The sequence below is a fragment of the Aridibaculum aurantiacum genome (assembly GCF_017355875.1).
GTDB lineage: Bacteria > Bacteroidota > Bacteroidia > Chitinophagales > Chitinophagaceae > Segetibacter > Segetibacter aurantiacus.
This window is the reverse complement of sequence record NZ_JAFEWC010000001.1, coordinates 55,198-79,746: the sequence shown is the minus strand read 5'-3', so window position 1 is coordinate 79,746 and position 24,549 is coordinate 55,198. Positions and strand designations below refer to the sequence as shown.

15 protein-coding genes are annotated in these 24,549 nt (G+C 44.4%); 9 read left to right on the top strand and 6 right to left on the bottom strand.

What is annotated here, in order from left to right; genetic code table 11:
* Positions 1–27 precede the first annotated feature (27 nt).
* Positions 28–1,287, bottom strand: coding sequence for an efflux RND transporter periplasmic adaptor subunit (locus J4N22_RS20175; RefSeq protein WP_207491504.1), 1,260 nt, complete (start codon positions 1,285–1,287; stop codon positions 28–30).
* 290 nt (positions 1,288–1,577) lie between these two features.
* Between J4N22_RS20175 and J4N22_RS00305 the strand changes: the two genes are divergently transcribed.
* The 6 genes from J4N22_RS00305 (at position 1,578) to nadB (ending at position 8,924) form a co-directional block, all read left to right on the top strand.
* A complete protein-coding gene (locus J4N22_RS00305; protein WP_207491502.1) occupies positions 1,578–2,942 on the top strand; it encodes a sigma-54-dependent transcriptional regulator in 1,365 nt (454 codons plus the stop codon).
* A gap of 141 nt (positions 2,943–3,083) precedes the next feature.
* The gene (locus J4N22_RS00300; protein WP_242692005.1) at positions 3,084–4,430 is read left to right on the top strand and encodes a sensor histidine kinase; all 1,347 of its coding nucleotides are present in this window, start codon (positions 3,084–3,086) and stop codon (positions 4,428–4,430) included.
* Positions 4,431–4,571: 141 nt separating this feature from the next.
* A complete protein-coding gene (ispG, locus tag J4N22_RS00295) occupies positions 4,572–6,611 on the top strand; it encodes a (E)-4-hydroxy-3-methylbut-2-enyl-diphosphate synthase (protein ID WP_207491500.1) in 2,040 nt (679 codons plus the stop codon).
* A 192-nt stretch (positions 6,612–6,803) separates the two neighbouring features.
* On the top strand, positions 6,804–6,971 hold the full coding sequence (locus J4N22_RS00290) for a hypothetical protein (RefSeq protein ID WP_207491498.1): 168 nt from the start codon (positions 6,804–6,806) through the stop codon (positions 6,969–6,971).
* On the top strand, positions 6,958–7,326 hold the full coding sequence (locus J4N22_RS00285; RefSeq protein WP_207491496.1) for a type II toxin-antitoxin system VapC family toxin: 369 nt from the start codon (positions 6,958–6,960) through the stop codon (positions 7,324–7,326). The genes J4N22_RS00290 and J4N22_RS00285 overlap by 14 nt, the downstream gene beginning before the upstream one ends.
* The gene (nadB, locus tag J4N22_RS00280) at positions 7,323–8,924 is read left to right on the top strand and encodes an L-aspartate oxidase (RefSeq protein WP_207491494.1); all 1,602 of its coding nucleotides are present in this window, start codon (positions 7,323–7,325) and stop codon (positions 8,922–8,924) included. The genes J4N22_RS00285 and nadB overlap by 4 nt, the downstream gene beginning before the upstream one ends.
* Before the next feature lie 88 nt (positions 8,925–9,012).
* On the opposite strand, the gene J4N22_RS00275 is transcribed toward nadB, so the two are convergent.
* From J4N22_RS00275 to J4N22_RS00260, 4 genes are all read right to left on the bottom strand, one after another.
* Complete coding sequence (locus J4N22_RS00275) at positions 9,013–10,371, bottom strand: RagB/SusD family nutrient uptake outer membrane protein (protein WP_207491492.1); 1,359 nt, start codon at positions 10,369–10,371, stop codon at positions 9,013–9,015.
* Between the two features lie 10 nt (positions 10,372–10,381).
* Complete coding sequence (locus J4N22_RS00270; RefSeq protein ID WP_207491490.1) at positions 10,382–13,408, bottom strand: SusC/RagA family TonB-linked outer membrane protein; 3,027 nt, start codon at positions 13,406–13,408, stop codon at positions 10,382–10,384.
* Positions 13,409–13,954: 546 nt separating this feature from the next.
* Positions 13,955–14,824: a helix-turn-helix domain-containing protein gene (locus tag J4N22_RS00265; protein WP_207491488.1), complete on the bottom strand. Its 870-nt coding sequence runs from the start codon at positions 14,822–14,824 to the stop codon at positions 13,955–13,957.
* Between the two features lie 334 nt (positions 14,825–15,158).
* Complete coding sequence (locus tag J4N22_RS00260) at positions 15,159–17,558, bottom strand: outer membrane beta-barrel protein (protein ID WP_207491486.1); 2,400 nt, start codon at positions 17,556–17,558, stop codon at positions 15,159–15,161.
* Positions 17,559–17,773: 215 nt separating this feature from the next.
* On the opposite strand from J4N22_RS00260, the gene J4N22_RS00255 reads away from it, so the two are divergent.
* The 3 genes from J4N22_RS00255 to J4N22_RS00245 all read left to right on the top strand — a co-directional run bounded on the left by J4N22_RS00255 (position 17,774) and on the right by J4N22_RS00245 (position 20,912).
* The gene (locus J4N22_RS00255; protein ID WP_207491484.1) at positions 17,774–19,147 is read left to right on the top strand and encodes a sensor histidine kinase; all 1,374 of its coding nucleotides are present in this window, start codon (positions 17,774–17,776) and stop codon (positions 19,145–19,147) included.
* Positions 19,144–19,830, top strand: a complete 687-nt coding sequence (locus tag J4N22_RS00250) for a response regulator transcription factor (protein WP_207491482.1) — start codon at positions 19,144–19,146, stop codon at positions 19,828–19,830. The genes J4N22_RS00255 and J4N22_RS00250 overlap by 4 nt, the downstream gene beginning before the upstream one ends.
* Positions 19,831–20,216: 386 nt before the next feature.
* The gene (locus J4N22_RS00245; protein WP_207491480.1) at positions 20,217–20,912 is read left to right on the top strand and encodes a hypothetical protein; all 696 of its coding nucleotides are present in this window, start codon (positions 20,217–20,219) and stop codon (positions 20,910–20,912) included.
* 113 nt (positions 20,913–21,025) lie between these two features.
* On the opposite strand, the gene J4N22_RS00240 is transcribed toward J4N22_RS00245, so the two are convergent.
* Positions 21,026–24,394: a T9SS type B sorting domain-containing protein gene (locus tag J4N22_RS00240; protein WP_207491478.1), complete on the bottom strand. Its 3,369-nt coding sequence runs from the start codon at positions 24,392–24,394 to the stop codon at positions 21,026–21,028.
* Between the last annotated feature and the right edge of the window lie 155 nt (positions 24,395–24,549).

Genomic DNA, 24,549 nt, shown 5'->3' with positions numbered 1-24,549 from the left:
TGATAGCTGACAGCTGATCGCTAACACCTACTTCTCCCTCCTCAACACCAGCTCCTGCATATTCCCATAGTTCTCGTAGCTCGATGTAACAATCTTATCTCCCGGCTGAAGGCCTTGCAGCACTTCGTAGTACTCTGGGTTCTGTCTGCCTAGCTGTACGTCTACTTTATAAGCCATGCTGCCACTTTCATTTACCTTAAAAACCCAGTTGCCGCCAGTCTGTTGGTAGAAGCCACCTTTTGCTAATAACACGGCTTGTGTCTCATCGCTTAGTGCAAGGCGTATCTGCAGTGTTTGCCCGCGACGAATGCCATCAGGTATACCATCAACAAACTCCATATCTACCTGGAAGCGGCCGTTGTTTACCTGCGTATATACCTTTCTGATTTTAAGCTTATAATTTTTTCCTGCCAACGAGAACTCACCCATCAGGCCTGTGTAGATCCTCGAGATGTAATGTTCGTCTATATCAGCACGAACTTTAAAACCGCTCATCACATCTATCTGTCCAAGTCTTTCGCCACGGTTCTTTGATTGCCCAATCTCTGCATCCAGCGAAGTGATCTGTCCATCAACCGGTGCACGAACAACAAGGTCATTCACCTTGCGGCGCATCAGGTGCAGCGCGTTTTGCATACGGCTGTAGCTCTCTCTCATTTGTCCTACCTGCTGGCGACCACTTGCAGAGTCGTTCTTCAATGTTTCTTCTGTTAGCTTCTTGCGGCGCACCTGGTACTTGTAATTATTTTCAGCACTCAGTAAATCCTGCCGGGCCAGTGCCTTCTCATCATACAGGTACTTATTCAGTTTATAAATTCTTTCAGCTTCCACAAGAGCGTTGTCAACTTCAGCCATTTGGTTCAATTGGCGAATGGTATTCTGCTCTGCATTGTTGCGGGTATTTTGCATTTGCGTCAGCACTTCAAACACTGCAGTCTCCTGGTTGCTTAAACTAAGTTCCAGGTCCGTATTCGCCAGCTTCATGATTGCCTGGCCTTTCTTAAGAAAAGCACCATCTTCTACAAACACCTCATCTACTCTTCCTCCTTCCGCAGCATCAAGGTAAATGGTGGTAAGCGGCATCACGATGCCATTCACGGGAATGAACTCCTGGAAAGCAGCCTTTTTTACCTCAGAAATAGTAATGCGTTCAGTATCAACATTCAACCTGCTTTTACCGGAAGTAAAGTAGAAGCTGCCGGCTATTAGCAGAACGATCATCGTGATGGTTCCAATGGTTAGTAACCTTTTACGTGACCACCTATTCTTTTTAATTATTCTATCCACTGTTCTCTTTTAAAAGGGTTTTACAAACACCCGGCTTTTTATTTCCGGGTGTTGTTCGCACAGGAGAAATCTAAACAACCTGTACACTCGCATAAACATGCCAATTCACAAGCCATTGATTCACAAGATAATGAAGTTCTTAGTATCTACGAAGATGTTCGTTAGTGATACACTCAGTGTCCGCTTTTGATACACTTTCTAACACTTTGCCTTTTATAAAATATTAATAGCCACTGCCTTGCATTTATGGTATTATTGTAGTTGCACATTGCCTGCTAAACCCTGACTGCATGCTCCTAAAGAATTCTTCAGTATTGATTGTAGATGATGACCCGGATGTTTTAACCGCTGTACGTTTGTTATTAAAAACAGAGGCGAAGGAAGTACTGACGGAACGAAACCCGGAAAACCTCCGCGACATCCTTTCGCGCAAAAGCTTTGATCTTGTGTTGCTCGATATGAACTTCAACAGCTCCATCAACACCGGCAACGAAGGGATCTTTTGGCTGAAGAAAATAAAAGAATTTAAGAGTGAAGCAGCGGTAATTATGATCACTGCGTATGGTGATATAGATCTTGCCGTACGCTCATTAAAAGAAGGCGCGGCTGATTTTGTTGTGAAACCATGGCACAACGAAAAACTGATCAGCATTTTAAAAGATGCCCTGGATAAAAAAGCAAGGGGAGAAAAAGGCAAGCCGAAAATATCTACCGTTAGCGGCACACATTGGCAAAATGAAGTGCTGGGCGAGTCCGATGTGATGCAGGATATTTTTTACAAGATTGAAAAAATAGCACCTACTGATGCCAACATTCTTATTCTAGGAGAAAATGGAACCGGTAAAGACCTGGTGGCTAAAGCCATTCACCAGCAAAGCCTGCGGGCGCAAAAGCCTTATGTAAAAGTAGATGTGGGTTCACTTACCGAAAGCCTGTTTGAGAGCGAGTTGTTTGGCTACCGCAAAGGCGCTTTCACTGATGCACGTGAAGACCGTGCGGGCAGGTTTGAAGCAGCGCAGGGTGGAACTTTATTCCTGGATGAGATAGGCAATATTTCTTTACATCAACAGGCGAAGCTGCTAAGCGTACTACAAAACCGGCAAGTGCTAAGACTTGGGGATCATGAGCCAAGGCATATTGACATAAGGCTGGTATGCGCTACTAATGTGCCCCTGCACGAACTGGCGAATGAAAACCGTTTCAGGAAGGACCTTGTCTACCGAATAAATACAGTTGAGATAATGATGCCGCCACTGCGGAAGCGTGGTGATGATATCATTTTGCTGGCAAATCATTTCTGCCAATTGTACAGCAATAAATATTTGAAACCTGTACTAAAGCTGGATGCCTCTGCCGTAGATAAACTTTTGAATTATCATTTTCCCGGAAATGTGCGTGAATTGCAATATTCAATAGAGCGTGCCGTCATTATGGCGGAAGGAGATGTGCTTACAGCTACCGATCTTCTTTTCTCACCATTAGAAACTAAAAAAAGAATAGAGGAAGAGCCGGTGGAGCTAAATTTAAGTTCAGTAGAAAAGAACACGATACTGAAGGTGATAGAAAAGAACAATGGCAATATTTCAAAAGCAGCTAAAGAACTTGGCCTTACAAGAACTGCATTGTACAGGAGGTTGAGTAAGTATGATATTTAGGGTGCAGCTGTCAGAAGTCAACCTTAAGCCTTCAGCCAAAAAATTTGATAACAACATTAAAATCCTAATCAGCTATTAGTTGTTCATTTAAAGCTTCAGCTCAAAGCTGATAGTTGAAAACTGATAGCTGAAAACCTCCCCATGCCTCTCTTTAAAAACTTCGAATGGCGGATTGGTTTCCGTGTAGTGCTGCTGCTGGTTACACTAACAGCTGCGGCATTCTTCGTAGTGCAGTTGTACTGGATATACTTCATCATGCTGCTGCCTTTGATCGTTTACCTCGTAATAGAGTTTTATCGCTTTCATCACAAAAGTTACGAGGAGCTAAGCCAATTTGTAGAGTCTATCCATTACCGCGACTTCAGCCGCAACTTCGATGTAAAGCATGCTCCTACTGAACTGAAACCTTTACGCAAAGGTTTCAACGAGATCAACACCACGTTCAAGATCATTAGTAAAGAAAAGGAAACCCAATACCAATACCTGCAGAAGATACTGGAGCTGGTTGACACGGGCATTCTTTCGTATAAAGAAGAGGATGGAGCGGTAGTATGGATGAACGAAACGCTGAAGCGTATGCTGCAGCTGCCGTACCTCAAAACCATTCATTCACTGGCAAAGCGTGATGAGACATTGTACCAGCAAATACTGGCACTGCGGCCGGGTGATGCAAAAATTGCAACCGCCCATCTTGAAAGATCTTCTTTTAAGGTGCTGCTGTCATCAACAGCATTTCAAACAGAAGGTGAAAAGTTTAAGCTGATTGCTTTCCAAAATATTGATGAAGCGCTTGATGAAACAGAATCACGTGCGTGGCAAAAGCTGCTGAGCGTAATGACACACGAGATCATGAATTCTATTGCGCCAATCTCGTCACTGGCTGATACACTTAAAAACCGGCTGCACTTGTCACTCAATAAACTAAACAATGAAAGTGGCAGTGTAGACGATCTTGAACTAGGCATTGAAACCATCAAACGCCGCAGCGAAGGCTTGCTGAAGTTTGCTGAAACTTATCGCAATCTTAATAAGATCACCACGCTTAACGTGCAAAAAATATACGTGCGTGATCTTTTTGAGAACCTGTACCAACTGATGCAGCCAACGCTCGATCAGAAGCAGGTAGAGATGGAAATTGTACTAAAGGACCCCGGGCTGCAACTGGAAGCTGATACCAACCTGGTAGAACAAGTACTGATCAACCTGGTGGTGAACAGCCTGGATGCGGTAAAAGAGAGCGAGCAGCCGCGCATCACGCTCTCTGGATTTATTGCACCAGGAGGAAAAGTGATTATCAGGGTTTCAGATAATGGTGCAGGCATGTCAGAAGAAGTGATGGAAAAGATCTTTATCCCGTTCTTTAGCACTAAGAAAACGGGTAGTGGCATTGGGCTGAGCTTGTGCAAGCAGATAATGATGCTGCACAAAGGCAGTATCCAAATTCAATCAGTAGAAGGAAAGGGAACAACTTTCTCCCTTCACTTTTGAAAACTCAAATACGGCAGCCTCACTTATCAACTTCTCAACCATACAACTTATCAACCTCCCCACCTTAACATTCTCCCTCACCCTGCTTGCGCAAAAATCTGCACCTTTGCACCGCCTGTACTAAGGGCGCTATTTTGACCTATGCAATTATATTGTGAATCGCTTACTGAATATAAACGTCTGGCTACCCGAGAGGTCGCTATAGGCAACCTGAAGCTGGGAAACTTTCACCCGATCCGCCTGCAGACCATGACCACCACCGACACCATGGATACCATGGCTACCGTGGAGCAAACCATCCGCTGTATAGAGGCAGGTGCTGAGCTGGTGCGTATTACGGCGCCCAGCAAAAAAGAGGCTGAAAACCTGCTGAACATTAAGAATGAATTGCATCGCAGGGGCTATACCACACCGCTGGTTGCCGATATACATTTTACACCAAATGCCGCAGAAATAGCAGCACGCATAGTAGAAAAGGTGCGGGTGAACCCAGGCAATTACGTAGACAAAAAGAAGTTTGAACTGCTGGAATATACGGATGCCGAATATTTAGAAGAGATAGACCGCATCCGCGAAAGGTTCACGCCGTTGATATCTATTTGTAAAGAATACGGTACTGCAATGCGAATAGGTACCAACCACGGCAGTCTTAGCGATCGCATCATGAGCCGCTATGGCGATACGCCGATGGGCATGGTTGAAAGTGCTATGGAGTTCCTCCGTATTGCGCGTGCAGAAAATTACCACAACATCCTGCTGAGCATGAAGAGCAGCAACCCGCAGGTGATGGTGCAGGCATACAGGCTGCTGATAGCGCAGATGATGCAAGAGTTTAACGAATGCTACCCACTGCACCTTGGGGTAACAGAAGCCGGCGATGGCGAAGATGGTCGTGTGAAGAGTGCGGCAGGTATAGGTACTTTGCTGGAAGATGGCATCGGCGACACCGTTCGTGTTAGCCTTACAGAAGATCCTGAATTTGAGATACCTGTGTGCCGCGACCTGGTGAAACGTTACAACGACCGCAGCCAGCATGTAAAAGGTATTGCGCCAATAGAAACAGAGGCAGCCTTATCGTATTCTCCTTTTGAATACCGCCGCCGCACTTCTTTTGCCATAGATAATATTGGTGATAAGCATGTACCGGTGGTAGTGGCGGATCTTAGTAAAATAGAGAATATCACTCCCGCACATTTAGAAGGTGTGGGTTATAAATATGATGCAGCTTCTGACAAATGGACCATCAATGACTCGGCGGCTGATTATATTTTTACTGGGAACCAGGTGCTGCCCTTTGCTTTACCGGGCACACTTAAGGTGATCGTTTATCCTGCCACATGGCAACAGGTAGTAGCAGATGCTTCCATTACACCAGATGGTGTCACCAAGTACTTTCCTATTTACCAGGATGCAGGATTTGTAAAAGCCAAAGAGCGTAGTGGCATCATGAACTTCGTGATGTTTGACTGCTTTAGCGACGACACCCCGCTTAACGATTTCACGCACTTGGATGATGTTGCCAACGATCCAACAGTTGTTATCTGCCTGAGCAGCGAGAATAAGCATGCTATGCCTGCTGTTCGCCGGATGTTCATGGAGCTGCAGGAGCGCAAGATCAATAATCCTGTGGTCATCATCTGCGACAGCAATTGGAGCAGCGCCGATGAACACCTGGTGCATTATGCTACAGAATGTGGTGCGCTACTGCTGGATGGTTTTGGCGATGGCATCTGCCTCGGCATGACTTCCAAAGCATACGAGAGTGCTTCTGCTACCAATGCATCGGGAAGGAACTACCTGAACAACCAGACGACGGAGCAGTTCATCAACAGTACAGCATTTACCATATTGCAAGCTACACGTACAAGAATTTCTAAAACCGAATATATCAGCTGCCCCAGCTGCGGCCGCACCTTATTTGACCTACAGGAGACGACCGCTAAAATTCGTGCAGTTACCAATCACCTGAAGGGCGTAAAGATCGCCATCATGGGTTGTATAGTGAATGGACCCGGTGAAATGGCCGATGCGGATTTTGGCTATGTAGGTAGCGGACCGGGCAAGATCACATTGTACAAAGGAAAAGAAGTAGTGAAGCGGAATGTGCCAAGTGATATAGCTGTTTCAGAGCTTATTCTGCTACTGAAGGAAAACGACGCATGGGTAGAGCCGGTTGTTTAGGTGATTAGAGATTGGTGATTGGTTGGTTAGCTTCGTCATTGCGAACTTGCGCAGCTTGTGAAGCAATCCTTTACATTAAGTAATTGCTGTTTGCCTGGCCAGTAAAGACGTTCATTCTTCACAATGCTGCATTAACACTTAGCGAGTGTACATGGCGGGTAATTTGTTTTAACTTTAGATAAAGCATGTTTTATGAAAGCAGGTGAAAAGGAGAAGAAGGAGAAGAAGGTAGGAAAGTTCATTTATTACAATATGGATAAGATGCCAACCCCTCCGGATCGTTCTAAATTTTTTGGGATCTTAAAATCTAAAGTAGATCCAGTTAAAGCACAACGAAAGCTTCGCGATGAGTGGGAATAGTTACTTTCTTGATACCAACATCATATCTTATTACATAGAAGGTAATGAAGAAGCACGTGCTTTTTTAGAAGAAAGTTTTATCTATATTTCATTCATTACAGAACTTGAGCTTTTATCAATTCCTACACTTCCTGCAAATAAACTTGATCAGGTACATGAGCTTTTACAAACATTTAAAATCTTCCAATTCAGCCCTGCAATCAAGGAACTTACTATTTCGTACAAAAGAGATTTCAAATTGAAGATACCAGACGCAATCATTGCTGCAACTGCATCAGTTTTACAAATGCCGCTTGTTACAGCAGATAGTGCTTTTAAAAAAGCTCCACTACCAATTATCTATTTCCAACCATGATAACTGATTTCCTTGTTATAGGCAGCGGAATAGCCGGCCTTACATATGCCGTTAAAGTTGCCGAAGCACGTCCTGAAAAAAAGGTAACCATCATCACCAAAGCTTATTCTGATGAAACCAATACCAAATATGCACAAGGCGGTATAGCCGGCGTATGGGATGAGGCGGATAGTTTTCAAAAACATATAGAAGATACATTGGTGGCTGGCGATGGCCTTTGCAATGAAGCCATTGTAGAGATTGTAGTGAAGGAAGGGCCGCAGCGCATCCGTGAGATCATTGAATGGGGAGCGCAATTCGATAAAGATCCCGATGGTGATTATTCTCTTGGCAAAGAGGGCGGGCATAGCATGAACCGCATCCTGCACCACAAAGATGTAACAGGTAAGGAAATGGAACGTGCGCTGCTAAAGAAGATCGAGAGCCTTCCCAACGTTGATCTTATAACGCACTGCTTCGTGGTCGATATCATTACACAGCACCACCTCGGTTACCTTGTTACCAAAGCTACTACCGACATAGAATGTTATGGTGTATACCTGCTAAACCTGGAGACGAACCAGATAGAAAAGGTCTTATCCACCGTTACCATTCTGGCAACCGGAGGAAATGGACAAGCCTATCGCACCACTACTAATCCAACTATTGCTACAGGCGACGGCGTGGCTATGGTATACCGTGCAAAAGGCAGGATTGAAAACATGGAGTTCATCCAGTTTCACCCTACTGCGCTTTTTGAACCCGGCGTCTCTCCTTCTTTTTTGATAACAGAAGCCGTACGCGGCGATGGCGGCATTTTGCGCAATAAAGCTGGCGAGGCTTTCATGGAGAAATATGATTCACGAAAAGACCTTGCACCACGTGATATAGTAGCACGTGCCATAGATAATGAAATGAAAAAAGGTGGTACGGAGCATGTATACCTGGACTGCCGCCACATGGATAAGTATAAGTTCATTCACCATTTTCCAAACATCTACGAGAAGTGTATGAGCATTGGCATAGACATAGCCGATGACATGATTCCTGTAGCGCCTGCGGCGCATTATAGCTGTGGTGGAATAAGGACCGATGAATGGGCACGCACATCTATCAAAAATCTGTATGCCTGCGGCGAATGTGCCAGTACAGGCTTGCATGGTGCCAACCGCCTTGCCAGCAATAGCTTGTTAGAGGCTATGGTTTTCGGACATCGTGCATACCTGGATAGTATACAGCGTGAACCGCTGGCAAAGAACAACAAAAGGCGAAATACTGTACCTGATTGGGATGCAAAAGGAACACGTGAACCAGATGAAATGATCCTGATAACACAGAGCCTGAAAGAGCTGCAGCAGATCATGAGTGACTATGTAGGTATTGTGCGAACCATTGTGCGTTTGGCGCGTGCTATGAAGCGACTGGACCTGCTTTACGAAGAGACAGAACAACTATACCAGACTACCTATGTTTCGCCGCAACTGTGCGAACTGCGCAACCTGATCTCTGTTGGTTACCTGATTGTAAAAGGAGCACAGTTTAGAAAAGAAAGCCGCGGCTTGCATTTCAATACAGACTACCCTGAGAAGTCAGAGATAATGGAGAACGTTATCTTGTAGAATACCAGATAAATTATTACCGTCGTAAAAAAACAAGGCTGCCTCATTGATTGAGACAGCCTTTTATTGTTGCTATTACTACCAGCTGCTAATAGCCAGGATTTTGAACAAGTTTGGGATTAACGTCAATCTGGTTTTGTGGTATAGGATAAAGGAGATCATTCACTGTCCTTCCTTTAGATTCCACGTATACCTGCGCCATAGATTTAGATGTAGTTGTCGGATCAGGCGTACGTTTCAGATCCGTCCACCGCAAGTTTTCAAAAGCTAGTTCTATACGGCGCTCCCTGATGATGGTATACAGGTCAGCAGAGGTAACTGCGGTTAATCCACGCTTGGTTCTTACTTCATTCAGCCTGTTTAGCATTTGTGCATTGGTGGTATTCATATTAGAAATGAAATATTCCGCCTCGGCTGAAATGAGATACATTTCTGCAAGCCGCACCACGTAAATTGGGTGTGCTGCAGCACCTGCCGGATCCCTATACTTTTTTACATACCAACCAGGATTTGAAGCAGGTGCTACAATTTCTTGCACAATGGAAGCGCGACGAATATCATTCGGTTCAAACGCAGCTATAAAAGAATTATCTACTGGAAGTTCTGCCCTTCCGCTACCTGGCATAGTAGGGTGTTGCAGGAAAAAGTACAATGAGTTCTCGCCTTCAGTCGGAGTGAACTGCCGGGCGAATATGACTTCCGGATTTCCTATGGGACTATTCAACATTGCCTCGTAGTTGGTAGTAAGTGCGAACTTCCCGCTGTTGATCACTTCCTCTGCGTACTTCTTCGCATTCTGGTAATCCTTCCTTATCAGGTATACCCTTGCAAGAAGTGCTTTGGCCGCTTCTGAGGATATGTAGGCATTGCTGGTAACTGAGGGAGCATTATCTATCGCCTTCAATAAATCAACAATTATCTGGTTATATGTTTCTGCTTCAGTGTTTCTTGGCACTTGCTCTATTGACCTTGTAAGAAGTATAGGTACACCGCCAAACAGCGTTACCAACCTATAGTAGCCAAAAGCCCTTGCAAAATAAGCCACACCCAAAGCATTCTTCTTAGTGGCCTCTGGTAAACTTGAAGCTTCTGCAATCTCAATTACATCGTTGCTTCTTTGTATCATATTGTAAGGCCCGATGAAATAGCGTTCAGTCAATACATTGTTGGAAAGAATAGCATTGTTATCTACTTCTCCATGTTGAAAGAATGTTGCCCTGTAGCGCAGGTTATCAGCAGACAAATCTTCTGTAACATCGCTTAGATAGTAGAAGGTAGTACCACCGTTTTGCAAGGCATCATAAATACCATTCAAGAGTTTGCCAATATCGTTTGCCGTTACTGTTTCAGGGGCAAGCGAAGCTGTTGGATTAAGATCCAGTTTCTTTTTACAGGATGGCATGGCAACAATGCCTAAAGCCATTAATATTATAAATACACTTCTCATTGTCGTGGTTTTAAAAGTTTACATTAAGTCCTACTGTCACTGTCTTCATTTGTGGAATAGCGCCCTGGTCTACACCAGCATTGTTGACGGTAAAGTCGGTTGATACTTCAGGATCGAAGCCGCTGTACTTGGTCCAGGTAAGCAGGTTCTGACCAGATACATACAGCCTCAGATTTGACATGCCCATTCTTCTTAAAACAGTTGAAGGCAGGTTGTAACCCAGCGTAATGTTCTTCAATCGTGCATAGCTTCCATCTTCTAAAAACCGTGAAGAGCGTTGTGTATTAAATGCACCTTGTGGACCACCAACAGCTCTTGGATATTTAGCGTCTGTTTTACCGCTTACCCACCTGTTTTGATAGATCTCCCTGAAGACATTGGTAGGTGCTCCTGTTGCCGAAACATTAGCTCCTAAACTTCCATAACCACCTGTGCCCTCTGCCGCATTGTTGTAGATCATATTACCAACAGAGAACTGAACAAAGGCAGAAAGATCAAAACCTTTATATGAAAAGTTGTTTGTCAATCCACCGTAGAAGTCAGGTATAGGACTGCCGAGGAACTGCCTGTCTTCTCCACCTATGGTAGCAGGTGCATTTACATTCTCGTATAACATGTCGCCCGTTGCAGGGTCTACACCCAAAGCTTTTATAAGGAAGAATGCACCTAATGGTTGACCAACTGCAATCTGCGTTGCAAATGTTCCCGGTATAGGCTGGTTGTTATACAGTGCAGTAACCTTGTTGTTGTATGTATTGAAGTTTAAAGTAGAGCTCCACTTCAGACCTTGGTTCAGTATCTGCCCGGTTACCAAGAAGTCCCATCCAGATGCTTCAAGCGATCCAATGTTTTCAGTGATAGCCGCAAAGCCTGATGTGCGTGGTACTGGGCGGTTGATCAACAGGTCTTTGGTGTTCTTCCTGTAATAATCCGCAGTTATTCTCAACCTGTCGTTGAATAAACCAACATCCAAACCTATATCGTATTGAGTAGTTGTCTCCCATCTTAAATTAGGATTACCATAAGCAGCCAATGCAAAACCCGGTTGATCATTGTAATTGAACCCGGTTCCAAATAACCTGCGTGAAGCAAAGTTTGCTATACCTTCCTGGTTACCTGTTTCACCATAACTGGCTCTTAGCTTTAAGAAGGAAACAGGCCTCACATTATCCATGAAAGTTTCTTCAGTAATATTCCATGCTGCTGATAATGCAGGGAACACACCATAGCGACCTTCTCTAGGAAACTTAGAAGAGCCGTCTCTCCTGATAGAAGCGCCAAACAAGTATTTGTTTCTCCAACCCAGGTTCACACGACCAAGTACAGATGCCAAAGCATTGTCTGTAGCTGTAGAAGAACCGGTAGTTATTTGCGCTGCTGAAACTATATAAGGCGTAACATCAGACGCAAAGTTCTGCGCATCTACTCTCAGGTCTTCACGCTTATTATACTGGTACTCGTACACTGCGGTCGCATCAAGCGATAGCCTGTTGTCAAGCAGCATCTTGTTATAATTAAGGTTCTGGGTAAGGATATAGTTTTGTGTTGTTACCGCACCTTGCGTAGCAGTACCTTGAGAACCTTGTCCAACTAAAGAAGTTGTTGGATTGTAGATCCTTTGATCTAACACTGTATAATCAACACCCAAAGAAGACCTGAAACGTAAGCCAGGTATGATGTTATACTCGCCGTAGGTTAAATTCTGCAGGGTAAGAAGATTTACAAAATTGTCTGTAAGAAACATCTGTACAGGATTATTGAAATCATTCACCGCAAACTTTCCATCTGGATTATATATAGGCTGATCTGGACGCGCAATCAACGATCGTGGGAAAGGCGAGAAGATACTGTTATCTACAGGTGTCTCACTACGTCTTGTCCTGGCTATACCACTGCTGTTACCAATCTTCAATCTATCAGTAACAGAATGATCCAAATTGAAGCGTCCACTGTACCTGCTAAAGTCGCCCTTGATCAATGGACCATCTTGTTTTAAATAACCTAATGAAGCGTAAATCTGTGTTTTTCTATCTCCACCTGAAGAAACAGCAACCTGTGTATTTACAATTGCAGAGTTCTTATTCAGGATTTCATCCAGCCAGTTCACATTAGCTGGCGGGTTGTCAATTTCTGATTGCGTGAATAAAGGAGTAAGACCTGTATTTACACGCGCCTCATTGTAAAGCTGGCGGTACTCACTTGCATTCAATACATCACGCCTGGTAGTAAGCGATTGGAAACCATAGAAGCTGGTAAGGCTTACCTGCGACCTGTTGCTTCTGCTACCTCTTTTAGTTGTTATTAATACTACTCCATTCGAACCGCGTGATCCATAGATAGCCGCTGCTGCAGCATCTTTTAAAACCTCTATGGATTCAATATCATCAGGGTTGATGTTTGCCAATGGTGAAATACCGGCACCAGCCTGTGCTTGTGATGCAACGGTACCCAACGATGGCGTAAAGTTGTTGTTGCTCGCCAGGATCAATCCATCAATAACATAAAGAGGGTTGTTACCTGCCTGTATAGAGGATCTACCTCTTACATTCACTGCTATTGGTGCACCCGGCCTGCCTGAACCTGCAGAGATCTGGACACCTGCAACACGTCCTTGTATGGCTTGTGATAATTCAGCTACAGGCAGGTTACGTATCTCATCACCTTTAATGGTAGCAATAGATGTAGTAACCCTTCGGGCTGCCTGTTGACCATAACCAACCACCACTACTTCATCCAATCTTTCTGCGGTAGATTGAAGCGCAGCATTGTACTCGTTGGTAGTGGCAGAAAGTGTTAATTCCTGCGAACCATATCCAACTGAGGATATAACAAGTACCCGCGCATTGGATGGAACTGCAATAGAAAATCGTCCGTTCACATCAGTGTTTACCCCAGTGGTAGTACCGCGTACCAGAACCGAAGCATTAGCTAATGGAACACCTTTTTCGTCAGTTACTATTCCGGTAACTGTCCTGGTTTGAGCAAGTGCAATACCTGCAAGTGCGATGCAGAAGATAAAAAGTAATAGTCTTCTCATAATTACGCATTTTGTTTTTGAGAAAGTGAAAAGATGGAATGAATTGACTGCCAAGGATGGCGAGCCTCCGGCTTATGAAGCCGGCGTTTCCTCATGTGTACGTACCCGGGAGTTCTTGTTAGGCAACAGCAATTTGTAAAGGGCTGCAATAAAAATTCAGAAGTTGATAAACAGGTGATACAAAGGATGAATGGCTACAAGATGAATATGTATAAGACGCTTTTTTACCGGGTGTTTTTCCTGGTTTTATTTCTAGTGAAACCAGGAATTCATAATTGTCTCCTTCTATAAAAGAGCCCATTTCAATCTTAGTGAGACAGTCTTTAATCAAAGTCGGTTGTTGTAATGGGAAGTCATTTAAAAGCTTTATAAGCAATATGCTTTTATGCAAATTCATCGGTAAATCCTGTACCAGTTATTTCAGACCAATAATATTTTATACTAAACGCGTTGAAATTAAGGATGCTGATGTTACTTAGAATTTGAATAGATAATGTTCCTGGAGTAGCTAATGATTATTCCAATTAAACAGCTTTGATTAATAATTTAATGGCATTTACACGCGGCATCTTTTTCGTCTTGCATTTGTTGAAAATGATGAAAATGATCGGCTGTAAATTGTTTTAAATGCTTGCAAAAATGACTGTAGTCCCAATAATTAAATTTAGCATAATCAAACTCCTGCGGATTTTTTACATACTCCGATACTGCCATTCTTATACGTAGAAGTTGCAATGCCTGTTTGCTGCTGAAGCCAGTGGTCGTTTCAAAATATCTTCCCAGCGTTCGGGGGCTAATGTTATATTGTTCCGCTATCTGCCCTATTGCCAGGTTGAAATTGTTTTCCTCTATATACCTTTTCAATATTTCCGTAACAGTGGTAACATATTGTAGGGAGCCTGAATGCATTTTAATTAGCCCATTGTAATGCGTAAAAACAATATTTGCTCTTTCCTGGAAATCTTGCGCTGATTTAATTTTTTCTATGATCTTTTTATCTATTAGATAAGCAAGCGGATATATGTATTGCTTATAGTCTGAGAAGTCTACATCTTTTTCAAAAACAATTGGACACACTTTAAACTTTATACCGAATATTTTATTTCCCACTGAATGATGAGCACTAATCGGAACTTGTCTCGGAAGGAAGCAACCAGTTTTGACACAAAATATTTGGTTAGCTAATTTAATGCTATAAGGTGTGCCCAAGTTTATCATGTAGGTGTAGCCAATATTGGGTAGAATGACATCAGAAAAACCTCCAGGATTTTCTTCTAATAAATTTTCAAACCTGCTCTCCCAGCAGTATTCGATATACATTGATATCTCTTTCTCAGCATACATATGAGAATATCGATGTTCAAAATGTCCTTTATCTATAAGCTCTATATGCTGCCTCTCTTTTAATACTTCCATAGCATCGAACAACTTTTTGAAATGTTTTATCGCGGTACATTAACAGTGTTGTTACTACTTCTGTCTTTCCTGCTTTTTTAGCCCCACGATTTTAAAGTATTCAAACGGCCCTTACTCAGGACAATAGGCAAGGCCAAAATACTGCACGGAAAAAACTGCCTATGATAAAACTTGATTACATGATGTTGAACGGTAAAACATTTGAAACAGCCGAGCAGTTTTTTACATACGGTTTAAATCCCCAACTTGAACAAGCTGATCAAACTAATAGCCATTCCAAATTAACCTGTTGCTACATCAACGTCTAAGAGTAGTAGCACTAGTAAGCCAGAGCTTACTGCACAGCGTCGTCATTATTTACGCCTTTCTTCTTCGACACATTTTCCTTCAGCTTACCGAAACTGTAGTTGAGCGCCAGCCCGAAGTTTCTGAAAAGTATATGGTTCGTGTTGGTAGTGGTGAAATTTGCAGTTTCAGTTACAAAAAAGAGCTTCCGCTCTTCCTCCAGAAAATTGTTGATGTTAGCTGTCATTGTCAGTTTCCCCTTCAGCACTTTGTAGATAAAACTGAAGCCATAAAAGTAGTTGTCGGGAAAGGTACTGTTTGGCATACGCAGCGGAACTCCATAGCCGCTATTAGATGCAATGGTAAAAACTGGCGATGCTTTGTAAGTTATGTTCGCGTTCATATTACCAGCGGTAGTAGTAAAGAAAGAAGTTTGCAAGCTGTTGCGGATACGCGCCAAACGGCCCGTTGCATTGACTGCGAAGTTCCACTTACCAACAGGAAGATTGGAAACAAATCCAAGGCTGAATTCCCTGATCTGTCCGGCGTTTGCACCGGTAACCGAAGTAACACCTGTGCTCGGATCATACGTTGGGTTTTGAATGATCAGGTTGTTTGCAAAATTGAAACCTGTTTGGATAGAAATAAACTTAGGGCCTTTGAAGAACCGGTTTTGCAGCGCGAAGCTGTGTACGTATTGAGGCCCGAGATTAGGATTACCAAAGCTGATATTAAGCGAGTCGTTGTTGTTTACAAACGGGTTCAGGCTCTGTATAAAAGGTCTTCCAAGCCGCATGTTGTAGGTGAAATTGGAGTTCATGGTTTTGCTGAACTGCCGCGATAGCATCACGTTGGGAATGAGGTTGGTATACTCTTGCCTAACTGTGGTAGACGTGCTGGTAAAATCACCAAACACGCTTGTGTGCTCAATGCGTAAACCGAGGCGGGCTGTAACTACTTTGGTAACCTTATTTACAGACACATATCCCCCATACACATTCTGGTCGTACCCAAACCTGTCGGTGTTAGCGGGGTTAGTGCGGTAAGGTTCTGCTTTATTGAATTTGATCAGGCTTTCAAAATCAGAGTATGCTTTTCTCAAAATAGTTTTAACGCCTGTTTCTAGCCGGGTAGACTTATTGATTGGCTCAATAAGATCTGCCTGCACCGTGTACTCGCTATTGAATGCCTCGCTGTTGTTAAGGAGAAACCGATCCGTAGGTCCAATATCCTGCTGGCTGTTGGAAAAAGAACGGTTGGTGTTGTAAAGCGCATTGAAACGGATGTTGAACTCCTTTTGCGGCTTTCCTTTAAACTTGCGGATATAGTCAGAACCAAAGCCGTATGTCGGCATTTCGAACCTGGTGTCGAGGAGATAAGGGCTTATATCCGAATTCCCGTTTGCAAACAACGTATTGATCGTGTAATCATTTTCAGCCCGGTTTCTATGCTTGCCCATATTGCCATAAAAGACTAACGTATTGGTGCTATCGATGTCATAACTAAGTTCCAAATTTCCCTGGTGAAAGAACAGGTCGGTTACGCGACCTCCACCCACTTGCCTGCTTGCAAAAGCAATAGGGTTTACAGGCGTTGTAATACCCATCTGGCGGCTGCGAAGTCCATCGTTGTTCATAACGCTATATGTTCCACTTATACCCACCTTGCCAACCTTCAGGTTAATGTTCAATCCAGCATTCGTATTGCCGAGGCTGTTAATACCTGAGTTGATCGTTCCGTTATAACCGGCAACTTTCTTCTTGGTGATGATATTGATGATGCCGCCCACACCTTCCGCATCGTATTTAGCCGAAGGCGACGTAATAATTTCTATGCGCGCAATGGTAGCGCCCGGAAAAGCTTTCAGTGCTTCCTTTACATTCTGAGAAAACAAAGCAGTCTCTCTCCCATCCAGTAACACTCTAAAATTTGATTGCCCATTTACCTGGATAGCGCCATCTCCATCCACGTTTACATAAGGTGTCCTCCGCAGTATGTCACTGGCCGATTCCGATCTTGCCACGGGATCATCCTCTACATTATAGATCAGCTTGTCACCCTGCTGCTCTACCATTGGCCTGGCAGCAGTGACCGTTACATCGCCCAGCATTTTCATCCCGGGTACAAGTTGTACGTTGCCTATGTCTATCGGTTCCGCTTCCACCTTCAGTGGCATCAGCCTTCTCCTGAAACTGCTATGGGTTATCATCACCCTGTATCTGCCTGGTACTAAATTGGTTTGGAATGCGCCGCTTTTATCTGAAAGAATTGTCTTCGAGATCTTCTTCTCTACCTCCTGGAAATTGATGGTAGCGTCAGCAATTTGCTTTGTCGAAGCACTATCCACGAGCCTGCCTTTTACACTCACTTCTTGTGCATTGCCAATTGTAAATAGCGCCAAACACATTGCCAGTAGCAAGCCTATCTTATGTTGCATTCCGTTCTTCATGTTGTTGTCGTTTTTGTGTTAACAAGATTCTTTGGGAAACAACAAAACAAATGGGCGGGCGCCTAAAGAATGGCCAACTCAGCTTAATTAAGATAAATGAAAATAAATGTCTGATGGAAGGCAAACTATTTACGATAATGATAGCTTGTGCAAGGACAGGCGGTGCCAGATTTTGCTACTTCCCGTGCTATCTTCCACTTCTCAACCACAATTTGATGAAACCTTCTGCACGGCTTGCTTCTATACTTATCCTTCTCTTCTTCATTTGCTTTAATGCACTCCAGGTTTTCCTCATCCTGGAACGCATTTCGGAAACCAAGACCAAGTTCGATGCTGCCTGTTCCGCTGCACTGATTTCTACAATCGGTGAATACGATAAGCTAAAAGCAATGGACAGTGCGTCAACGCCGGACCATGGATGGATAGCGTTTGCCCAAGAGAAGATAGAGATGAGCCGCCTTGATACGCATAAAGTGACATTGAACGCCCCGCTTTCTTACATGGCTATAGACACTGTACAACCGGGTCTAATAAGGGCCTTCCTGAATAACCAGGCCTTCCGTTCAATAGACCTTGCAGCTTTTGATCGTCTTTATAAGAAAGCGCTTCTTTCTAAAAATATACACGCTATTTACCGACTCGATACAATCACCTTTGAACCCCGGCAATCTGTGCGGCCAATGATACAGGAGATGTGGACCCGCAAAAGAACAAGGGGTTATCCATACGCTACCCGGCCGTTGCGTCTTCCATATAATTCTAACATATCTGTGTTCGCCGAGGTAAAAACGGATGATGCTTTTGTAAGGAACGACCTTCTTTGGCCGTTATTAGCTTTTGCTGCCATCTTGCTCATAGGCAACACTGCGCTTGTGTTTGTATACCAGACCATCAAGAAACAAACGAGGATCAATGAACTGAAGACGGACTTCATCAATAACATCACGCACGAAATGAAGACGCCAATCACCATTGCCTCGGCAGGATTGGATGCGTTGGAACACCATGTACCGCCAAATGAGCGCACAAACTTTTACCTGCATACCAGCAAAAGACAACTGCACCTGCTCAACGAATTCGTAGAAAGGATTGTAGATGCGGCCGTACAGGATTTGTCAGATTTTACCCTGAAGAAAGAAGAGATAGACCTGCATGCGCTGTTTGGGGAACTGGTACGTAGCTATTCTATTCTACAGGAAAAGCCGGTGAACTTCCAGCTAAACGGTGAAGGGCCTGTGCTCATTCATGGTGACCGGCTTCACCTTGAAACTGCCTTTCGTAACGTTATAGACAACGCCATCAAATACTCTAACGGATCTGTGAACATTGATATCGATCTTGTAGAAAACAGCCGCGACTGCACCATTAAGATCCGTGACAACGGGATGGGCATTCCGCCGCAATACCTAAAGAGTGTATTTGAAAAGTTCTTTCGTGTGCCGCAGGGTGATGCGCAGTCGGTAAAAGGTTTTGGACTTGGACTATACTATGTTAGCAGCATCATCAAAAAACATTCAGGCAATATTACGGTGCAGTCGAAAGGGCAAACAGGAACACAATTCAATATCACGCTACCCAAAGAACTATGATACCAATTCTACTGATAGAAGACCAGGTTGAGCTTTGCCAGATTTTAAAAGACACGCTTGGCCTCTATGGCTTCGATGTAACGTATGCGCATAATGGTGATGATGGTTACAATCTATTCACTACCCTTGATCCTAAACTCGTGATCATAGATATTATGATGCCGGGAAGCGATGGATTTGCTGCGGTAAAGCAGGTAAGGGCGGTTAACAAAGACGTACCTATTATCATGCTGACCGCAAAGCCGCTTACGGAAGACCTGGTAAAAGCTTTCGATCTTGGCTGCAATGACTTCATACGAAAACCTTTTGTGATGGAAGAACTCATTGCGCGGATCAGGTCGTTAGCGAGGGTATCGGGTAATGTGTCGCACACCGCGCAAAACGTGTACAAGCTGGGCAGCTTCACCTTCAATACTTCTACGCATGAGCTGGTAAACCATTCCAACCGTTTCCAGCTTTCGTACAAAGAAGTAGAACTGCTGAAAAGGCTTTGCGAGGCGAAGTCAACGGTTGTGGACCGGCAGTTACTCCTGGCAGAACTCTGGGGCAGCGACAATGTGTTCAACAGCAAAACCATGAATGTTTATATAAACAGGTTGCGCAACTACCTGGATGCTGATAAGTGCGTGGAGATCCTGACGATCAGAGGTTTTGGGTATAAGTTGATAGAGAGGAGTAGTTAGGGAGGTGGATTTTTGGAGCCGGCGGTGGGGGTGCTATTGAGCATCGTTGTGTCACTCACTTGTACGGTTGTGGGAGTGGCGGCGGGCTTGGCTAATGTGCGTGGACGAACCAGATTGATAAAAACATTTACTTCAGTAATTCTGTTGCCGGACGCAGTCTGCTACCATGTAAGGTCGAAATCATCCTTCTGAAATTCGACAAACAGGGGAAGTTATGTACTTCTTAAATTACTTATACCTGTGATGCAGTTGAAGGAAAAACTAGCAAAGGCGGGGCTGGGGGAATTCCATTAATGAGGAAAAAGAACTAGTACACAGCTAACTTGGTCTACGCTGCTGATCGCCCATTATAACATGAACTGCAGGAAAATATGTAACTTAAGTACATGAAAAGGAAACGGATCTATTATGTCCCAGGCCTAATTAGCCTCATCGGTTTACCTATCATGTTCTTCTTGTGTCCAATTGAAGACCCGGTACAGCCCAATGCATTAAGAATACTTCTGCCCCGGGATGAAGTGCCAAAAAATTCAGAACCCGTATTTTCCAGGGATTTTGTATTAGAAAATCTTAAAAGCAAAAAAATAACGCGTGTGTACTTGGAAAGCTTCAATGGATATTACCCAGAAGAAAGGGGACGAAATCTTGCAATACATCAGCGCGCCTTCATTGAGTCCGAGATAAAGCGTTTGCAGTTTAGCCGTGACACAACTACAGCTTTGCAGGTGGTTTTGGATGAAGAGGCGAGTTACAATGATTTCGTGGCGCTTGTTAATTTGACAGCTGTATATGATATAAAGAGATGGGCATACCTCGATGACAACTTTATCTTCTGGGCCAATGATCCTCCGCCACCACCTATTGTATATGAACAATTAGATCCGATAACCATAGATGATTATGAACAATTTAAGGTAGTGATGCCGAGTCAATGGGAGCTTTTTAAATGGGAAGTTCAGGCGGTGTGGGAGGAAATTGCATTTTATAGTAAGCGGAACAAATTGCTCATAGCTGGTTTTATCCTTCTAGTTATTATTCCTTCAGTAAGATGGACAAAGCGAAATAGTGTGTTGAGATCCTAACTGATGGCAATTTGAACACTAACGCTACAGCCGCCGCCGTTGTTGGTCGCTTGGCCAACAACAATAGCATCGGGGCTTGACACTGCCGCTATCGCCGTCTTTACAGGCAGCTGCTACCTGATTAGCAATACACTTCCCTGTGCACTTTCTTTGTTTCCTTCAATATCTGTATAGCTTACCTGCCATACATAATTACCTTGCGGTTGTTCCAGGCTTAGAAACTTACCATTCCAACCCCTGTAGGGGTCGGTTGAATGATAAACCATTTGGCCCCAGCGGTTGTAGATCTTCATCTCGAAGACTTTAATGAACTCGGGATACTTCACCCTGAAAAGATCGTTAAGGCCATCGTTGTTGGGCGTGAACGCGGTAGGCAGAAATAGTTTGCACAGGCTCCGTGTTACGATGATCTCATCCGTTTTACTACCACAATTATTGGAAGCTGTGAGGCTGTATGTACCAGGTTCTGTAACCAATAAAGATGAGCCGGTGGTGCCGTTCTGCCAGAGATACTGCACGTTGGTAAGCCGTGGATTTAGCAGCAGGTGTTGCCCCGCACATAGCAGCGTGTCTGCTCCAAGTGAAAAAACCGGCTTGTATCTATATGCTACCTGTATTGTGTCAGCAGCTTTGCAATTGTTTAAGTTCGCCGTAACGAAGTAAGTACCGGGTGCAGAAACGAGCAACGCTGGCTGGTTGCTTTGGTTATTCCACAGGTAAGTTGCGTTGTTGTTATAAGCGTTCAGCGTGAGGTTGTTCCCTTCGCACAAGGTGGTGTCGTTGCCTAATGACACTAGCGGCAACGGTTTAACCTCCACTTGCAAGGAGTCTCTTTTCTTACACCCGTTTACCGCTACATCCAGCCAATACCACCCTGCATGCTCCACTGTAGCCTGGTTGCTGGTGTTGCCATTATTCCAGGTATAGCTTGCATTGGGCACGTTGATGCTTACAGTGAATTTTTGGCCTTGGCATAAGGATGTATCGCTTCCGAGCGAGAAGACCGGCAAAGGGTTAGTGGTGACCTGGATAGTGTCGGCATTTGTACAGCCATTGGTACCTACTACCGATACGGAGTAAGTACCGGCGCTGGCTGCCACCATTGTTGGTTGTGTAGAGTTGTCGTGCCATAGGAAAGACTGTATAGAGGGGTGGGCTGCATTCAGCACCAGTTGTTTCCCTTGGCAAATGCCGGAATCTCTTCCAAGATTTACGTAGGGCAGCATTTTATTTGTGATGAGTATACTATCCCGCACCACACAGCCATTGCTGTTTACTTGCACCCAATAGATGCCCGGTTGTGATGCCTGGTAGGTATCAGTTGTTGCACCGTTTTGCCATAAGTAGGTAGCGCCAGGTACAGCAGCTCTTAATGACACAATTGATTTCTCGCAAACGATAGTATCATTTCCAAGGTTTACGACAGGCTTGGGTCTAAAGGTCACGTTGATGGTATCAGTAACCGTACAGCTTCCATTGTTCACCCTCACCCAATATCTGCCTGTTGATTTTACATAGATAGATGGAGTGGTAGCACCGGTGCTCCAAGCGAAAGTAGCGTTGCCGGTAGTAACCTGTAATTGGAGGGAATCGCCAAGGCAGAGGGTGGTGTCGGGTCCCAGGTTTATGTCCTGGGCATTCACATAGCTTACCGTTATGGTGTCGGACACCGTGCAGCCATTGTAGGTTACTTTGCCCCAGTAAACTCCCGCTTGCCTTACCCTGAACGTATCCCTGGCAGATCCATCCTGCCACTCATATATGCCGGTGGTAGTAAATACGTCTCTGCGTGGCTTCAGTTCCAGCAGGAGTGTCTGGTTGTTGCAGAGTGACGTATCGTTTCCAAAATTTGCGACGGGGGTGCTTCGAAAACTAACATTTATTGTATCCCGGTTAGTACAACCATTTTGGTCGGTAGCCTGAAGTGCATAACTGCCGGATCGTACAACCGTCTTCACCCTGTCTGTAGATCCATCCGACCATAGAATATTGTTGAAATTAGCAGGCACAACGATGTCGTAGGAAGTTTTAGGACAGAGGGTCGTATCGCGGCCGAGATATAATGGTGCTGCTGCGTTAGTAATTTTTATGTAGCCATAGCCGGAAGGGCAGGAGAAGCCTGTGTTGGAAGCAAGCACGTAATAGGTGCCAGGCCCGGTGATGGTGATTGACCGGGTGGTGTCGCCGGTATTCCACTCGTATCGCTGCCAGCTTTGTGGCGCTGTAAGGGTATACGAGCCGAAGCACACTGCTGTGTCGTTACCAATAGAAAATTTAGTGGTAGGTGGCGCCGTAGGTTGGCGCACATAGTCATTGATGAAATTCTGGAAGGTGCCGCCGGTTCCGTGAAAGCCTTTCAGCTTGTAATTGCAGGCATACTCCGGCAGGTTGGGACAACTTATTACCGGCAAAAAGTATTGGTAATCATTAATGCTTTGATCGTAGTAGTTGTGGGATGAGATATAGATCTTTCCATCCAGCCCAACCTGCAAGTCGCGGAAGTAACCATGTGGGTCATCACCAATCTTTATCAATGATTGCTGGACTTGCGGTGCCGACAGGTTAAACTGGTAGATACCCGATGCCAGGTAGTTCCCGATGAAGTAAAGTTTAGTATCGTCAGGCGAAAAAACAAAACGTAATGCAGGAGAGGGTGTTTGCAGGCTACGGAAGTTGCTCACCATACCAGTTGCATTATTAAAATTATATAGTTCGATGTAATTCTTCCCTTCCTGCTGTGCCGCTAACATGGTACCATCATGCGAGGCTACCATGTTGCCATGAGCAGACAAAGCATTGCCCGTAATAACAGGCCCGGCGAAGCTACTGACTGGTGTAGCTACGCCACTGTCAGAAAATAGGTAGGCTTTGAACTCGTTGCTACCCCAAGTATGCACCACTATCCAAACGTCAAAGCCATTCGCATGCCGTACTGCTGAAATGCGTTCGGGTAGGCCTGTCAGCAACACATTATTTATGCTTTGGTAGTCACCTAAACCATTGTTGAGCGAAAGGTCAAAAACAGAATAGCCAAGACCAATAGCATTGGGGCACCTAACCTGCAGCCCCGTTTCCTGCGCCAGCGCGTCTGCAGCCCTGCTCTGAAACTGGACGATGTAAAACTTGTTTGGATTGTTATGAAAAGGCAGGATGTGATAGCTGTATTTATCCCCGGGGCACATCCGCAGGAAAGGCGTGTTCAGCATATCAAAATTCCTGTCGTATGTAAAAATGCTGGATAGCAGGAACTTCATTTGGCCCGTAGCGGGGTCTGAGTAAGCAACACCAGACGAGGAGGAAACAGAAAAGTTAAGCCAGCTATTTGTTGTAACAAAGTTCCGCTGACGCTCTATGATGTTATTGTTCCTGAATGTAAGCAGGTTGTCGCCATTCATGTACCAGTTGGACCATTGCTTTTGTGACAATGCAGTGAGTGAAAACAGCAGTAAAAACAGCAGGCTGGCAACGGTTCTGGGGTTCATGCGCTAAATATACGGGAGATGTTATAAGTCAGGTAAGCAAAATAAACTCGCGCCGCCACCAGCACTGCCGTACAAGTGTGCGACGCAACGATGTTGATTAGGTAACTACTGCTCATTCCATTATCTTCCTGCTAATCTTCAGGGGCCTCCTCCTT

What these genes read in the sequence shown, in the direction of transcription:
- J4N22_RS00305 (WP_207491502.1), top strand. Translation starts at nt 1,578, where the DNA reads ATGCTCCTAAAGAATTCTTCAGTATTGATTGTAGATGATGACCCGGAT.
- J4N22_RS00300 (WP_242692005.1), top strand. Translation starts at nt 3,084, where the DNA reads ATGCCTCTCTTTAAAAACTTCGAATGGCGGATTGGTTTCCGTGTAGTG.
- ispG (WP_207491500.1), top strand. Translation starts at nt 4,572, where the DNA reads ATGCAATTATATTGTGAATCGCTTACTGAATATAAACGTCTGGCTACC.
- J4N22_RS00290 (WP_207491498.1), top strand. Translation starts at nt 6,804, where the DNA reads ATGAAAGCAGGTGAAAAGGAGAAGAAGGAGAAGAAGGTAGGAAAGTTC.
- J4N22_RS00285 (WP_207491496.1), top strand. Translation starts at nt 6,958, where the DNA reads ATGAGTGGGAATAGTTACTTTCTTGATACCAACATCATATCTTATTAC.
- nadB (WP_207491494.1), top strand. Translation starts at nt 7,323, where the DNA reads ATGATAACTGATTTCCTTGTTATAGGCAGCGGAATAGCCGGCCTTACA.
- J4N22_RS00275 (WP_207491492.1), bottom strand. Translation starts at nt 10,371, where the DNA reads ATGAGAAGTGTATTTATAATATTAATGGCTTTAGGCATTGTTGCCATG.
- J4N22_RS00270 (WP_207491490.1), bottom strand. Translation starts at nt 13,408, where the DNA reads ATGAGAAGACTATTACTTTTTATCTTCTGCATCGCACTTGCAGGTATT.
- J4N22_RS00265 (WP_207491488.1), bottom strand. Translation starts at nt 14,824, where the DNA reads ATGGAAGTATTAAAAGAGAGGCAGCATATAGAGCTTATAGATAAAGGA.
- J4N22_RS00260 (WP_207491486.1), bottom strand. Translation starts at nt 17,558, where the DNA reads ATGAAGAACGGAATGCAACATAAGATAGGCTTGCTACTGGCAATGTGT.
- J4N22_RS00255 (WP_207491484.1), top strand. Translation starts at nt 17,774, where the DNA reads ATGAAACCTTCTGCACGGCTTGCTTCTATACTTATCCTTCTCTTCTTC.
- J4N22_RS00250 (WP_207491482.1), top strand. Translation starts at nt 19,144, where the DNA reads ATGATACCAATTCTACTGATAGAAGACCAGGTTGAGCTTTGCCAGATT.
- J4N22_RS00245 (WP_207491480.1), top strand. Translation starts at nt 20,217, where the DNA reads ATGAAAAGGAAACGGATCTATTATGTCCCAGGCCTAATTAGCCTCATC.
- J4N22_RS00240 (WP_207491478.1), bottom strand. Translation starts at nt 24,394, where the DNA reads ATGAACCCCAGAACCGTTGCCAGCCTGCTGTTTTTACTGCTGTTTTCA.